The 13,504-nt window shown below is 72.4% G+C and carries 14 protein-coding genes; 8 read left to right on the forward strand and 6 right to left on the reverse strand.

The features are described from left to right. Positions 1-87: 87 nt before the first annotated feature. The 3 genes from ACRDP3_RS09995 to ACRDP3_RS10005 form a co-directional block, all read right to left on the reverse strand. Positions 88-327 carry an RNA-binding protein gene (locus ACRDP3_RS09995; protein WP_431516515.1) on the reverse strand — a complete coding sequence of 80 codons (240 nt, stop codon included), beginning with the start codon at positions 325-327 and terminating at the stop codon, positions 88-90. A 2-nt stretch (positions 328-329) separates the two neighbouring features. Beyond that, positions 330-809: a 30S ribosomal protein S16 gene (gene rpsP, locus ACRDP3_RS10000; RefSeq protein WP_431516516.1), complete on the reverse strand. Its 480-nt coding sequence runs from the start codon at positions 807-809 to the stop codon at positions 330-332. Positions 810-994: 185 nt separating this feature from the next. Beyond that, entirely contained in the window at positions 995-1,660 is a 666-nt protein-coding gene (locus ACRDP3_RS10005; protein WP_431516517.1) for a hypothetical protein, read from the reverse strand. Between the two features lie 241 nt (positions 1,661-1,901). Between ACRDP3_RS10005 and yhfZ the strand changes: the two genes are divergently transcribed. The 8 genes from yhfZ to ACRDP3_RS10045 all read left to right on the forward strand — a co-directional run bounded on the left by yhfZ (position 1,902) and on the right by ACRDP3_RS10045 (position 9,745). Then, positions 1,902-2,858 (forward strand): GntR family transcriptional regulator YhfZ, encoded by a 957-nt coding sequence (yhfZ, locus tag ACRDP3_RS10010; RefSeq protein ID WP_431516518.1) that lies wholly within the window; start codon positions 1,902-1,904, stop codon positions 2,856-2,858. An 84-nt stretch (positions 2,859-2,942) separates the two neighbouring features. Further along, positions 2,943-3,374, forward strand: coding sequence for a PRD domain-containing protein (locus tag ACRDP3_RS10015; RefSeq protein WP_431516519.1), 432 nt, complete (start codon positions 2,943-2,945; stop codon positions 3,372-3,374). After that, positions 3,371-3,739 carry a DUF2620 family protein gene (locus ACRDP3_RS10020; RefSeq protein ID WP_431516520.1) on the forward strand — a complete coding sequence of 123 codons (369 nt, stop codon included), beginning with the start codon at positions 3,371-3,373 and terminating at the stop codon, positions 3,737-3,739. The genes ACRDP3_RS10015 and ACRDP3_RS10020 overlap by 4 nt, the downstream gene beginning before the upstream one ends. An 11-nt stretch (positions 3,740-3,750) precedes the next feature. Further along, positions 3,751-5,148 (forward strand): YhfT family protein, encoded by a 1,398-nt coding sequence (locus ACRDP3_RS10025; protein WP_431516521.1) that lies wholly within the window; start codon positions 3,751-3,753, stop codon positions 5,146-5,148. A gap of 44 nt (positions 5,149-5,192) precedes the next feature. Continuing rightward, complete coding sequence (locus ACRDP3_RS10030) at positions 5,193-6,152, forward strand: phosphotriesterase family protein (RefSeq protein ID WP_431516522.1); 960 nt, start codon at positions 5,193-5,195, stop codon at positions 6,150-6,152. Between the two features lies 1 nt (position 6,153). Then, entirely contained in the window at positions 6,154-7,287 is a 1,134-nt protein-coding gene (locus tag ACRDP3_RS10035) for an aminotransferase class V-fold PLP-dependent enzyme (protein ID WP_431516523.1), read from the forward strand. Positions 7,288-7,289: 2 nt separating this feature from the next. Next, positions 7,290-8,489: an alanine racemase gene (locus tag ACRDP3_RS10040; protein ID WP_431516524.1), complete on the forward strand. Its 1,200-nt coding sequence runs from the start codon at positions 7,290-7,292 to the stop codon at positions 8,487-8,489. Then, complete coding sequence (locus ACRDP3_RS10045) at positions 8,486-9,745, forward strand: phosphopentomutase (protein ID WP_431516525.1); 1,260 nt, start codon at positions 8,486-8,488, stop codon at positions 9,743-9,745. Before ACRDP3_RS10040 ends, ACRDP3_RS10045 begins: the two co-directional genes overlap by 4 nt. On the opposite strand, the gene ACRDP3_RS10050 is transcribed toward ACRDP3_RS10045, so the two are convergent. The 3 genes from ACRDP3_RS10050 to ACRDP3_RS10060 form a co-directional block, all read right to left on the reverse strand. Further along, entirely contained in the window at positions 9,728-10,297 is a 570-nt protein-coding gene (locus ACRDP3_RS10050; protein ID WP_431516526.1) for a GNAT family N-acetyltransferase, read from the reverse strand. The genes ACRDP3_RS10045 and ACRDP3_RS10050 overlap by 18 nt on opposite strands. Before the next feature lie 32 nt (positions 10,298-10,329). Beyond that, positions 10,330-11,883: a signal recognition particle protein gene (gene ffh, locus ACRDP3_RS10055; RefSeq protein WP_431516527.1), complete on the reverse strand. Its 1,554-nt coding sequence runs from the start codon at positions 11,881-11,883 to the stop codon at positions 10,330-10,332. A 103-nt stretch (positions 11,884-11,986) separates the two neighbouring features. Next, positions 11,987-13,504 (reverse strand): HD domain-containing protein (locus tag ACRDP3_RS10060; RefSeq protein WP_431516528.1); only part of this gene is annotated, 1,518 nt, incomplete at its 5' end.

Here is a 13,504-nt window from a genome sequence, read left to right on the forward strand (position 1 = left end):
ACGTACCGCTGAGCCGCCCGGACGCGAAAACCCGCCGGGGACGGCCACTCGCCGTCCCCGGCCACTGCCGGTGCTGCCTGCTTGCGCTCAGCGGACCTGCTCCACGTCGACGAGGTCGACGCGGACACCACGGCCGCCGAGGGCGGCCACGACGGTGCGCAGGGCGCGTGCGGTGCGGCCGCTGCGGCCGATCACCTTGCCGAGATCGTCCGGATGGACCCGGACCTCCAGCACGCTTCCGCGACGCATGGTGCGGGACTCGACCTGCACCTCGTCGGGATGGTCGACGATGCCCTTCACCAAATGCTCAAGGGCCTCCTCGAGCATGCTCAGGCCCCGGTCGTCTCGGTGGACGACTCGGCCTTCTCGGCCTCGTCCGCCTTCTTGCCGGCCTTCTCAGCCTTGTCTGCCTTCTCAGCCTTGTCGGCCTTCTTCGCCTTCGGGGTGGTCGCGCCGCCCTTCGGCTCGTCCGCCGACTCCTTGGCCGCGGCCTCGAAGAGCGCCTTCTTGTCGGCCTTCGGCTCGGCGACCTTCATCGGCTCGGGGGCCGGCAGGCCCTTGAACTTCTGCCAGTCGCCGGTGACCCTGAGGATCGCCGCGACGGGCTCGGTCGGCTGCGCGCCGACACCCAGCCAGTACTGCACGCGCTCCGAGTCGACCTCGATGCGCGAGGGGTTCTGCACCGGGTGGTACAGGCCGATCTCCTCGATGGCACGGCCGTCGCGGCGCGTGCGGGAGTCGGCGACGATGATCCGGTAGTGCGGCGAACGGATCTTGCCCAGTCGCTTCAGCTTGATCTTGACTGCCACTGCTGTGGTGTCTCCTGGTCTTGACGTGGGTGGACACGGCGGGTGACCACGTGGGGTTGCGGTACCCGGATGTCCGATGGACGCGTCAGCCGGAGGAGAGAGGGGTCCTGTGCGACTGTCGAGTACAGCCCACCATGATGCCACACCCCACTCTGCCGGCCGAACCCGCCCGCCGGGCCGGCGGCTCACCCGACGGCCGCCACCGCCTCCGCCGGAACGGCCGTCGCGGGGTCCGGGATACGGAAGGGCTTGCCGCACGCGCCGCACATGATGGGCGCCTGCGCCAGCACCGACGGGACCACCCGCACGTTCCGCCCGCAGTCGCAGACCGCCTTGACCCGTACGCCGCCGCCGGACGAGCCGTGCCGGGCCGCGGGACCGCGGAAGCTGCCGCCGGTGTCCGTCTCGGTGGCGGCGCTGTACGCCTTCAGGGCGCGCTGCAGTCGTTCGCTGGTCTGGCGATAGCGCCGTCTCGTCTCAGGGGCGAGGGCCACGAGCGAGAAACCGCTGCTCGGGTGCGGCTCCTCGGGATGGAGCAGGCCCATTTCCTCGGCGATCGCGAGGAACCGGCGGTTGTGATAGCGGCCCGCACGGGAGGTGTCCCGGATGCCACGCGCGGCGGCGATTCCATGGACGGCCTCGTGCAGCAGCCTTTCGAAGGAGAGTCCGCCGCCGCAGGCGGAAGAGGACTCCCCGATCAGCGATTCCGGCGCGGCCAGATCCGGCAGCTCGGAGTGGTGCCCTTGAATGTCGGCCCATGCGGCTGCCAGTTCGGCGGCGAGGACTGGTGGTGTCGTGCTCACGTCGTGCTCAACGATCCGGACCACCCCAGTGTTCCGATTCCGGGCCATCCTAAATATTTTGCACGTACCAGTCAGTTCCCACTGATGGCCCCGGAGCCGGGCGGGTAGGCAGAATACGGAGATCTCGCCCACCCGGTCCAAGCCGGGCGTACCGCCGAAGGGCCCGCGGCGACGGCGGTCGGTGCCAGTGGTCCAACCATAGCGACCATCCTGGCGGCACCCCGCACCGGGGTACCCCGGACTATTCGGAGCTATTGGCAGTATCCAGGATTCTGGATACTATTACGGAATGATCAGCAGTGCGGATGAGCGCTTCCTCACCCGTAACGGCATGGCCGCCCGTCAGCTGGCCGCACTGCTGCTGCACCATGCCCCCGGTGCGTCCGACACCCGCCTCCCCCGGCTGCGCGACTTCGCCGGCGAGCTGAAGGTGGGCAACGGAACGGTGCAGGCGGGGCTGCAGCTGCTGGAGGAGGCGGGAGCCGTCGAGACCCGGGCGCGCGGACATCTCGGCACCTTCCTGCTGCGGGCCGACCGGGCCCTGCTCTGGCGGCTGGCCGGTCTCGGCACCGTTCTCGCCGCGATGCCACTGCCGTACTCGCACCGGTACGAGGGGCTCGCCACCGGACTCAGGGCTGCCTTCGAACAGGCGGGCGCACCCTTCGCCATCACGTTCATGCGCGGTGCGGCCACCCGGCTCGGCGCACTCCTGGAGGGCAGGGCCGACCTCGTCGTGCTCTCCCGTTTCGCCGCCGACCGGCTCGCGGCCGACCACCCGGTGGAGGTGGTCGCCGACCTGGGCCCCGGGACCTACGTGGGGGCGCACGGGCTGCTGCTGCGCCGTGGCGTGACCCCGGCGACGAGCGGGCTCCGGGTCGCGGTGGACTCCTCTTCCGAGGACCTGCGCATGCTGGCCACCCGCGCGTTCGCCGGACGGACGGACGTGACCTGGGTGGAGGCGTCGTACATGCAGCTGCGCGGCCTCTTCGCGCGCGCCGAGGTGGACGCCACCGTGTGGAATCTCGATGAGGTACGGGACCACCTCGGCCCGGACGTCGAAGCCCTGCCGCTGGACGACGAGATCACCCGTGACCTCGCGCTGCGCAACTCCAGCGCCGCCCTGATCGGCCGCGCCGTGGAGGCACGGACACGGGAACTCGACGCTGTGCGCGGGTCGCTGGACTTCTCCCTCGTCACCGAGGTGCAGGGAGAAGTGCTGCGAGGCGAGCGCGTACCCCTGTACTGACGTCGCAGCGGGACCCCTCCTCAAAAAGCAGAATCCTGATTATTGTCGTCCGCGGCGAGGACCGGCATCGCGGAAGGACATGCCATGGAGGAGAAACTGGCCCTCCGGATCCTGCTGTTCCGGGAGACCGGTCAAGTGCGCCCCGAAGTGGCCGAGTTCGTCTCGGGAGAGCTGGAGGCGCTGGCCGCGACCGGACGAACGGTCTCCGAGGAGACCGCGGGCATGCTCACCAGTCATCTCGTGATGGCCCTCACCCGGCTGCAGAACGGCGAGTCCATCGCGGCGTCCGACGCCGACCGGCATGTCGCCGACGAACTGGCGGACCGCCCCGAAGTCGTCGAGCGGGCACGGGAGATCGCCGGACGGGCGGAGCGGATCACCGGCGCCGCCCTGCCCGATTCCGAGATCAATTTCCTGGCGATGCACCTGGCCGTACTGGACCGGCACTCGCCCACCGACGCCGGCACCGGCACCGGCACCGGCACGCACAGGCACCTCGAGGGAGAGCGGCCATGACGAAGATCCTCACCGGCGGACTCGGCAAGGCCGAGGTGGCCGACGTGCTGACCCGGCTGCGCCTGGACGGCCTGGAGATCACCCTCTCCAACGACATGGACGCGGCGATAAGGCTCCGCGCCGGGCAGGCCGACTACTACCTGGGCACCTGCCATACCGGCGCGGGCGCCTCGCTCGGGGTGCTGCTCGGCGTCCTGGGCAGCGGCGCCTGCCACACCTTCGGCCGTGGCGTTCCCGCCGAGCAGGAGGTCACCGCACTCCTGGACGGCGGCAAGAGGGTGTTCGGCTTCGGCATGGACCAGATCTCCGCCACCACCCCCGTCATCGCCCGCGCCATCGCCGCGCGGGCCGGCCGACAACCCTGAGGAGCAGCCACGTGAGCACCCTTCTGGTCACCGCGGCGAGCGCGGGCGGTCACAGCCTCGACTTCTCCCTCGCCCAGAAGCTCATCGTTGTCGCCCTGTGTGCGCTGACCGCCTTCGTCTCCCACTTGGCGCTGGGCGTCTTCAACGACGGTGTACGCCCGTTCATGCTCGACTTCATCCAGGGACGCAGCACCCGCAACGCCACCACGGCGGTCTCCTTCGGGCTCTCCGCCGGGTTCATCTTCGGGCTCGGGGCGCCGATGGCGCTGTCGACCGGAGTGCTCAATCCGTGGCTGCTCTTCCTGCCGACCGATGTGCTCGGCATCCTCTCCCCGAAGAAGTGGCTCGCCCCGCTGCTGGGCGGCGCCTGGGGCGCCGTGGTGGTCTTCGGACTCAGCGGGGTCAACACCGTCGCGCACGAGCTGCCCGTCGACTTCCTGACCGCCATGCAGCAGATGGCGACGCCGATCCTCTTCCTGTTCACGCTCTTTCCGGTGCTGGCGATCACCAAGCAGTTCGGGAGGCTGCGCGGCGGCATCGCGGGCGTGGTGGAACTGGCCCTGGTGATCCTGACCATGAAGCTGTGGCCCGAGGTGTTCCCGGGTGCGCCCGCCATGGCCGTCGGCGTGCTGATGCTGATCGGTTTCGCGATAGCCAAGGACATCCGGCAGCGCCGCCTGGACCGGGCGCAGAGCACCGCGTCCGGTCAGGACCAGGCGGCCGGGGAACAGGCCGGGCGGGAGCAGAGCGTGCCCGGCGCGGAAGACGATCCGATGCACTCGCTGTTCAGCGCGAGCGCCGCCCGGCTGCGGCGTCACATACCCCTGTTCATGCTGCTCGGTGCGGGCGTGTGCCTGCTCGCCCAGATGCACGTCTTCGGCGGGGGCGAGGCCACGAGTTTCCTGATCGCCAAGGAGGACTACGCGGGCGCCGCGCAAGTGGACTTCTACCGCGTCTTCGGATTCATCCCGCTGATCGCCACCACCGCGCTCGCCTCCGGCGCGTACGCCATCGCCGGGTTCACCTTCGTCTATCCCATCGGCTACCTGCTGCCGAGCCCGTGGCTGGCCCTGATCGTCGGCGCCGCGGTGTTCGCCCTCGAGGTGCTGGCCCTCTCCTGGATCGGCAAGCTGCTCGGCCGGCTGCCCTCGGTCCGCGACTCCTCGGAGCAACTGCGCAGCGCGATCAGCGAATCCCTCTGGCTGGCCATCCTGTTCGGTTCGCTGCTGGCCGCCAACACCATGGGCGGCGGACTGGGCATCCTCATCGTCGGCGGCCTCTATCTGCTCAACGAGGCGACGGGCCGGGTCGTGGTGCGGATGGCCGCCGCGCCGGCCGCCGTCCTCGTCGGGGGCGTGCTGCTCAATCTCCTGTACTGGCTGGATCTGTTCACCCCGGTCAAGGGCTGACCCGGGCGCGGCCGGTACGCACCGGCCAGGAAGGCACCACCACCATGCACCGTCCGCACCCCCCGCCCGCCGGCCTGCGGACCGTCACAGGTCCGCTCGAGCCCGCGCGGGTGCGGGGTCCGGTCCTGGCTCACGAGCACCTCGCTCTCGACCTGTCCCGCGACGCCGACCGAGCGGCCGTTCTCGGAGCCGCCCACCGCGACTCCGTCACCGGCGAACTGGCCGCGCTGCGCGAGGAGTACGGGCTCTCGCTGGTCATCGAACTGACCTGCCGCGGGATGGGCCGCGACGCCCGCGCCCTGGCCGAGGTCTCCGACCGGTCGGGCGTCGCGGTGGTGGCGGCCACCGGCTGGTACTACGAGCCGTTCCACCCGCGTGAGGTGAACGGCACGAGCGTCGAGGAGCTGGCACGGCTGCTGACCCTGGAGATCGAGAACGGGCTCGACTCCACGGCGGTGCTGCCGGGCGTCATCGGCGAGGTGGGCAGCCACGGTGACCTGCCGAGCGAGCCGGAGGCCCGTACGCTCACCGCCGCCGCGCACGCGGCGAGCGCGACGGGCCTGTCGCTGGCCACCCACGCCCAGCTCGGACGGGGCGGTCTGCGGCAGCTGGAGCTGCTCACCCGGGCGGGGCTGGCGCCGCACCGCGTCAGCATCGGCCACCAGGACCTGCTCGACGCGCCGGCCGTGCACCGCGAACTGGCGGCCGCGGGCGCGTATGTCGCCTTCGACACCGTCGGCAAGGAGAACTACCAGAGCGACGAGGTGCGGCTGCGGCTGCTCTGCGCGCTGCTGGAGGCCGGACACGCGGACCGGGTGCTGCTGAGCTGCGACGTCTCGCGGCACGGCTATCTGCTGGCGGAGGGCGGTAAGGGTTACGGGCACCTCTTCCGGTCCTTCCTCCCCCGGGTACGGGCCGCCGGAGCCGACGAGGACCTGGTCGATCTGCTGACCCGCCGCAATCCGCTGCGCTTCCTGGCCGCCGCGAGTGCCGAGGAGCTCTGACGTGAACCCACAGCTGCCGCACACCTTTCCGTTGCCCACCGTGCCGCTCGAGGACGCGGCCGGGAAACAGTTCCGGCTGCTGGAGTGCACCGCACGGCACTTCGAGGGGCAGCAGCTCTTCGCGCCGGACGTGGGTGTGGTGCCGGGGCTCGGCAGACCGCGCACGACCGCCCGGGTGGAAGCCGTGCTCGCCGACTTCTTCGGCGCCGAGGCGGCGGCGCTGGTGCAGGGCGCGGGTACCGGGGCGATCCGGGCCGCCCTCGGTGCCGTGCTCGGCGCGGGCGATCCGCTGCTCATCCACCGCGCGCCCGTCTACCGCACCACCGAGGTCACGCTGCGCGGCCTGGGCGTACGGACCACCGAGGCGGACTTCAACGACCGGGCGGCGCTGACGGCGGCCCTGGCCTCCGGCCGGTTCCGCTACGCCTACGTGCAGCACAGCCGGCAGCGGCTCGCCGACTCCTACGACCCCGGCCAGGTGCTGGCGGCCTGCCGGGCGGCGGGGGTCCGGACGGTCGTCGACGACAACTACACCGTCTTCCGGGTACCGGCGTGCGGGGTCGAACTGGGCGCGGACGCCTCCTGTTTCTCGCTGTTCAAGCTGCACGGCCCGGAGGGCGTCGGCGCGGTGGTCGGCCCGGCGGACATCGTCGAGAGGGTGCACGCCGGCAACTACTCCGGCGGCGGCCAGGTCCAGGGTGGCCAGGCGCTGGACGCGCTGCGCGCGCTCGCGCACGTACCGGTGATGTGGGCCCTGCAGTCGCGGACCGGTGCGGAGGTCGCCGCCCGGCTGGCCGCGGGCGAAGTGCCCGGGGTGGCCCAGGTGCGGGTGGCCAACGCCCAGGACCGCTGCCTGCTCGTACGGCTGGACCGGCCCCTCGCACGCGAACTGCCCGCCCTCGCCGCCCGGTACGGGGCCGCGCCGTACCCGGTCGGCGCCAACTCCCGTTACGAGATGGCCCCGCTCTTCTACCGCATGTCCGGCTCCGCCCTGGCGGACACACCCGAACTGGCGGACTGGACCGTGCGGATCAACCCGATGCGGGCCGGCGCCGACCTCGTGGTGGACATCCTCCGCCGGGCGCTGCGGGACCTGCACGACGCACACGATCCGACCGCCGCCCAGAAGGACTGACCTTGTTCCTCGACACCGTCCTGGCCCGCAACCCCGAGCTGGTGGATGCGGCGGCCGCGCTGCACCGCGAGGGCGCGATCCCGCCGGACACGTACGTCATCGACCGTGACGCCGTCGAGGCGAACGCCGCCCTGCTCGCCGCCGAGGCCGAACGGCTCGGCCTGACCCTGTGGTTCGTCGTCAAGCAGCTGGGCCGTAACCCGGAGCTGATCCGGGCGGTGGCGCGCCGGCTGCCGAAGTTCGCGGCCATCGACGCCCCCGAGGCGCGCGCCCTGCACGCGGCGGGCGCCCGCGCGGGCAATCTCGGGCACCTGGTGCAGATCCCGCGCCGTGCCCTGCCCGAGCTGCTCGCCCGGCGCCCGGAGGCGGTCACCGTCTTCGACGCCGCCAATGCCCGCGCCGTCTCGGAGGCGGCACGGCGGCTGGGCCTCGTACAGGACGTCATGCTGCGGCTGGCCGGCGCCCCCGGGTCGGTACACCCGGGACAGGAGGGCGGGGTGCCGCCGGCGGAGCTGACCGCCTTCGCCGCCGAGGCCGAGGCACTGCCGGGCATCCGGATCGCGGGCGTCACCGGCTTCCCGTGCGTGGAGTGCGACCCGGTGACCGGCGTGCCACGGCCCACCGAGACGTTCGCGCTGTTGCGCGAGGCCCGCGAGGTGCTGGCCCGCCGCGGCCACACAGGGCTGAAGCTGAGCGCTCCGGGCGCCACCTCGATGGCGACCCTGCCGCTCCTCGCCGAGCTGGGCGCCACCCACGGCGAGCCCGGTCACGCGCTGACGGGGACCACGCCGCTGCACGCGCGGGATCCGCACCAGCCGGAGCGTCCCGGGTACGTGTACGTCACCGAGGTCTCCCACACGCTCGCCGACGGCCGTCCCGCGCTGCACGGGGGCGGCTTCTACGCCCGCGCGGAGATCAAGGACGCGCTGCTGCACCGCACCGGTCTGCGGCTGCCCGTACAGGACGCGCCCGCCGAGAACATCGACTACTACCGGCTGCTGGCCGCCCCCGCGGCGGGCGAGGACGAGGTACGGGCCGGCGACACGGCAGTACTCGCCTTCCGCACCCAGATCTTCGTCACCCGCAGCAACGTCGCCGTCGTGTCCGGGCTCTCCCGCGGTGCGCCGGAACTGACCGGGCTGTACGACCCGCTCGGCCGGCCGCTCCGCGAGCCGTCGGCGAAGGAGGCGGTCACCCCGTGAGCCGGACCGTCATCGTCGTCGTGGACGGGCTCGGCGTCGGCGCCATGCCCGACGCGGGCGCACTCCGTCCGGGCGATCTCAGCGCGGACACTCTCGGCCACGTGCTCGACCACTGTCGCGCCACGAACGGGAGGGCTCCGCAACTGCCCGCCCTCGCCGCACTCGGGCTCGGTCTGCTCCGCCCGCACCCCGCGCTCGCCGCCCCTTCGGCGCTGCCGGCCGCGGTCGCCCGGGCGAGCCTGGGCTATCCCGGGGCGGACACCTACGCCGGCCACCAGACCATGATGGGCGCCGACTTCAGCCGCGTCACCGTCGCCCGGCTCGGTGAACGACTGGCCGAGGTCACCGGCGCGCTGAAGCGGGCCGGTCACACGGTCGAGCCGCTGGACGGCCGGCCGCTGCTCGTGGTCGACCGGCACGCACTCGTGCACGACAACCTCGAGGCCGATCCCGGCATCAACTGGAACGTCTCCGGACGCCTGCGGGACCTGCCCTTCGAGCGGATCCTCGGCATCGCCCGCACGGTGCGCGCCGTGGCGCCGGTCGCCCGGGTCATCGCGGTGGGCGGGCACGCGGAGGAGCCGTTGCCGGCGTCCGTACGGCAGGGCGACTGCGGCACCGTCGGACTGGACACCCCGGCCACCGGCTTCTACCGCAACGGCGGTCTGCGGGTACGGCACCTGGGCGCACCGCTGGATCACTCCCGGCAGCTGCCGGAACTGGCGGCGCGGGCCGGCATCCCGGTCACCCTCGTCGGCAAGGCCGCCGACATCCTCCCCTGTGAGCGGGCGCTGCGCCGCCCCGCCGTGCCGACCGGCGAGGTGCTGGCGCACACGCTGGCGGCCGTACGGGCGGCGGGGCGGGCAGCCGGGTCGGACGGGACCGCCCTGGTCGTCGCCAACGTGCAGGAGACCGATCTGGCCGGGCACCAGCAGGACCCCCTGCGGTTCGGCGCCGTGCTGGAACACGTGGACCGCGGACTGGGCGCACTGCTGGCCGAGCTGGATGCTCCCGGCGACCGGCTGATCGTCACCGGCGACCACGGCAACGACCCGGGCATCGGGCACGCCTGTCACACCCGTGAGTACGTGCTGGTGCTCGTACACCGGCCCGGCGCTCCACCCCTGCCCGGCTCCGGTGCCGGCCCCGCACGTCTGCCGGACGCGTCCTCACTGGCGGACGTGGGCGCGACGGCGGCACACTCCCTCGGCCTCGACCCGGGCGGCCTCGCCGGCGGCTCACCGCTGCCGGTCTAGCCTCTCCGTCTGCTCCGTCTGCTCCGTCTGCTCAGCCCGGTCCGTCGGCCACTCCTCGGCCGTCAGCGCGAAGCGCTCGTGGTCCCGCCAGGCGTCGTTGAGGAAGAGCATGCGGGGCGAGAAGCCCTCGTGCCGGAAGCCGAGCCGCCGCGCCATGGCGGTGGAACGGTCGTTCTCCGGCTGCACGTTGATCTCCAGGCGGTGCAGACCCAGCCCCTCGGGCGCACTGGCGAAGCAGCGCTCGACGATCAGCCGCATCCCCACGGTCATCCGCCCGGTGCCCGCGTACGGCACGTAGCTGTCGTAGCCGAGCGAACCGCTGCAGAAGCGGGCGCGGACGATGTTGGCGACGTTGACCCGGCCGACCAGCCCGTCGTCCTCGCTGTCGAAGATCATGAAAGTGCGCAGGTCGGGACCCTGCCGGCGCAGCAGGTCGGGGAAGCCGTCCGGCTCGACCGGATTCCACGGGATGAGGTGGTCGGCGGAGCGGAGCACCGCCGCACGGTAGACGGCTTCGTCGTCGGGCTGCGGGGGCCGGATGTATGCGCGCATGAACGACATCATCCGCCCCCGTACCCGGTGGTTCACTTCGGGGGCAGGATGTCCTTGAACTCCTGGGGCAGTTCGAAGTCCTCGACGCTCTGCCCCGCGTCCGCGCCTCCGAAGGTGCTGCCCTGACCTGCGGCCTTACGCTCGGCGGCGGCCTGCTCCTCCTGCTTGCGCTTCATCGGGTTGCCGGACTGGCGCTTGCCCTTGGCCTTCTTCTGCTGCTTGGCCTTCTTCTTGCCGGCGCCCCCCATGCCGGGCATCCCGGGCATGCCGGGCATGCCGCCGCCCTGCGCCATCCGGGACATCATCTTGCGGGCCTCGAAGAAGCGCTCCACCAGGCTCTTCACCGCACTGACGTCCACACCGGAGCCGCGGGCGATACGGGCCCGACGCGAGCCGTTGAGCATGGTGGGCTCGGCGCGCTCGGCCGGCGTCATCGACTTGATGATGGCGGCCGTACGGTCCACCTCGCGCTCGTCGAGGTTGTTGATCTGGTCCTTCATCTGGCCCATGCCGGGCATCATCCCGAGCAGCTTGGAGATCGAGCCCATCTTGCGGACCTGCTCCATCTGCGCCAGGAAGTCGTCCAGCGTGAACTCCTTCGGCCCCTTCTGCAGTTTCGCGGCCATCTTCTCGGCCTCTTGCTGACTGAAGGTCTGCTCGGCCTTCTCGATGAGCGTGAGCATGTCGCCCATGCCGAGGATGCGGGACGCCATCCGGTCCGGGTGGAAGGCGTCGAAGTCGTCCACCTTCTCGCCGTTGGAGGCGAACATGATCTGCTTGCCGGTGACCTGCGACACCGAGAGCGCGGCACCGCCGCGCGCGTCGCCGTCGAGCTTGGAGAGCACCACGCCGTCGAAGCCGACGCCGTCGCGGAACGCCTCCGCGGTGGTGACGGCGTCCTGGCCGATCATCGCGTCGACGACGAAGAGGATCTCGTCGGGGCTGACCGCGTCGCGGATGTCGGCGGCCTGCCGCATCAGCTCCTCGTCGATGCCGAGGCGGCCCGCGGTGTCAACGACGACCACGTCGTACTGCTTGTCGCGAGCGTGGCCGACGGAGGCCTCGGCGACCTTCACCGGGTCGCCGACGCCGTTGCCCGGCTCCGGGGCGAAGACCGCGACGCCGGCCCGCTCGGCCACGACGGACAGCTGGTTGACCGCGTCGGGGCGCTGAAGGTCACAGGCGACGAGCAGCGGGGCGTGGCCCTGCTGCTTGAGCCAGCGGCCGAGCTTGCCCGCCAGCGTCGTCTTGCCGGAGCCCTGAAGTCCGGCGAGCATGATGACGGTCGGCGGGTTCTTGGCGTACCGCAGCCGGCGGGTCTCGCCGCCGAGGATGCCGATCAGCTCCTCGTTGACGATCTTGATGACCTGCTGGGCGGGGTTCAGCGCCTGGGAGACCTCGGCCCCGGCGGCGCGCTCCTTGACCTGCTTGATGAAGGCGCGCACGACGGGCAGCGCGACGTCCGCCTCCAGCAGGGCGATACGGATCTCGCGCGCCGTGGCGTCGATGTCGGCCTCGGACAGGCGGCCCTTGCCCCGGAGGTTCTTGAAGGTCGTTGCGAGGCGATCGGAAAGAGTGTCGAACACGGCGGTCGCGGATCCTTCGCGTCTGGGTACGGGGTTCAAGTCGGCAGTCGACCTCCAAGGGTATCGGCCCGCCGGAACTCCGGTCAGCTCCGGTCAGCTCCGCTCAGGGACCGCCCAGCGCACCTTCCAGTTCACGGGCCAGCCCGGCCGCCTCGGCCGACGACAGCGGCGCGCCGTCGGCGCCCGTGACGTAGAACGCGTCCACGGCGTCGGCGCCGAGCGTGCTGACGTGTGCGCTGCGCACCAGCACGCCCGCGCCCTCCAGCGCACGGCCGATGCGGTACAGCAGCCCATGGGCGTCGTGCGCCCGTACCTCGAGCACCGTGGCCACCTCCGAGCTGCCGCGGGCGACGGTGACCCGGGGTGGCGGCGCTTGGGCGCCGCGGCGGCGCGGCCTGCGGTAGGCCGCCTCGCGTTCGGCGAGCCGGGCCGCGATGTCGAGTGAGCCCTCCAGTGCGCGTACCAGGTCGGCGCGCAGCCGGCCGGCCAGCGGCAGGGCGCCGTATGCCGCCGCCACCCGCCAGGACAGCAGCAGGACGGCCGCTTCGCCGTCGTCACCGGCCACCGATCCCGGCAGCCGCAGCACCCGCAGGTCGGCGGCACGGACGGTGAGCCGGTGCAGGGCGAGGACTCCGGCCACGGCGGGCAGCACGCCCATCGCGTACGCGTCCGGCCTTTCCGGGGCGGACGTCGGGTCGTCCGGCGCCGGCGGCGCGGGGACGGTCACCAGCAGTTCGACACCGACGGGCTCCGGCGGGGTCTCCGCCGCCTCTCCGGTGTATCCGGCGTCCCCGGCGCGGTCGGGCTGTCCGTCCTCTCCGTCCTGATCGCCGCGCCGCTCCTCCGCGGGCGTCTCCGGCCGCGCGTGCAGGGCGAGGGCCGGGCCCTGCGTACGCCACGCCTCCACGGCCAGCCGTTCCGCCTGAGCCGTCGGCACGAAGGGATCGGTGTGCTCCTCCACCGCCTCGCCCGCCAGCACTCCGGCGACCCGTTTGACCAGGTCCGCCACCAGGGTGCCGCGCCAGGCCGACCAGGCCGCCGGCCCGGTGGCGAGTGCGTCGGCCTCGGTCAGCGCGTGCAGCAGCTCCAGGGTCCCCGTATCGCCCGCCGCGTCGGCGACCGACCGGATCGTCGCCGGGTCGTCCAGGTCGCGCCGGGTCGCGGTCTCGATGAGGAGGAGATGGCGGCGTACGAGCGTGGCGAGGACCTCCGCGTCGGCCGCGTCGAAGCCGATGCGGGCGGCCATGTCGCGGGCGATCGTCTCGCCGACGACGGAGTGGTCGCCCGGCCAGCCTTTGCCGATGTCGTGCAGCAGCGCCCCGACCAGGAGCAGGTCGGGCCGCTGTACCCGCCGGGTCAGCGCGGCGGCCTGTACCGCCGTCTCCACGAGGTGACGGTCGACGGTGAAGCGGTGCACCGGGTTGCGCTGGGGGCGGCAGCGGACCCGCTCCCAGTCGGGCAGCAGCCGCGCGATCAGCCCCTCCGCCTCCAGCGCCTCCCACACCGGCACCGTCGCCGCACCGGCGCCGAGCAGGGTGACGAACTCCTCGCGCGCCTCGGCCGGCCAGGGCACCGGCAGCCGCCCCGCGGCTGCCGCCATCCGGCGCACCGCGGGCAGCGC

Origin of the sequence: Streptomyces sp. (assembly GCF_050698815.1) — a bacterium.
Taxonomy (GTDB): domain Bacteria; phylum Actinomycetota; class Actinomycetes; order Streptomycetales; family Streptomycetaceae; genus Streptomyces.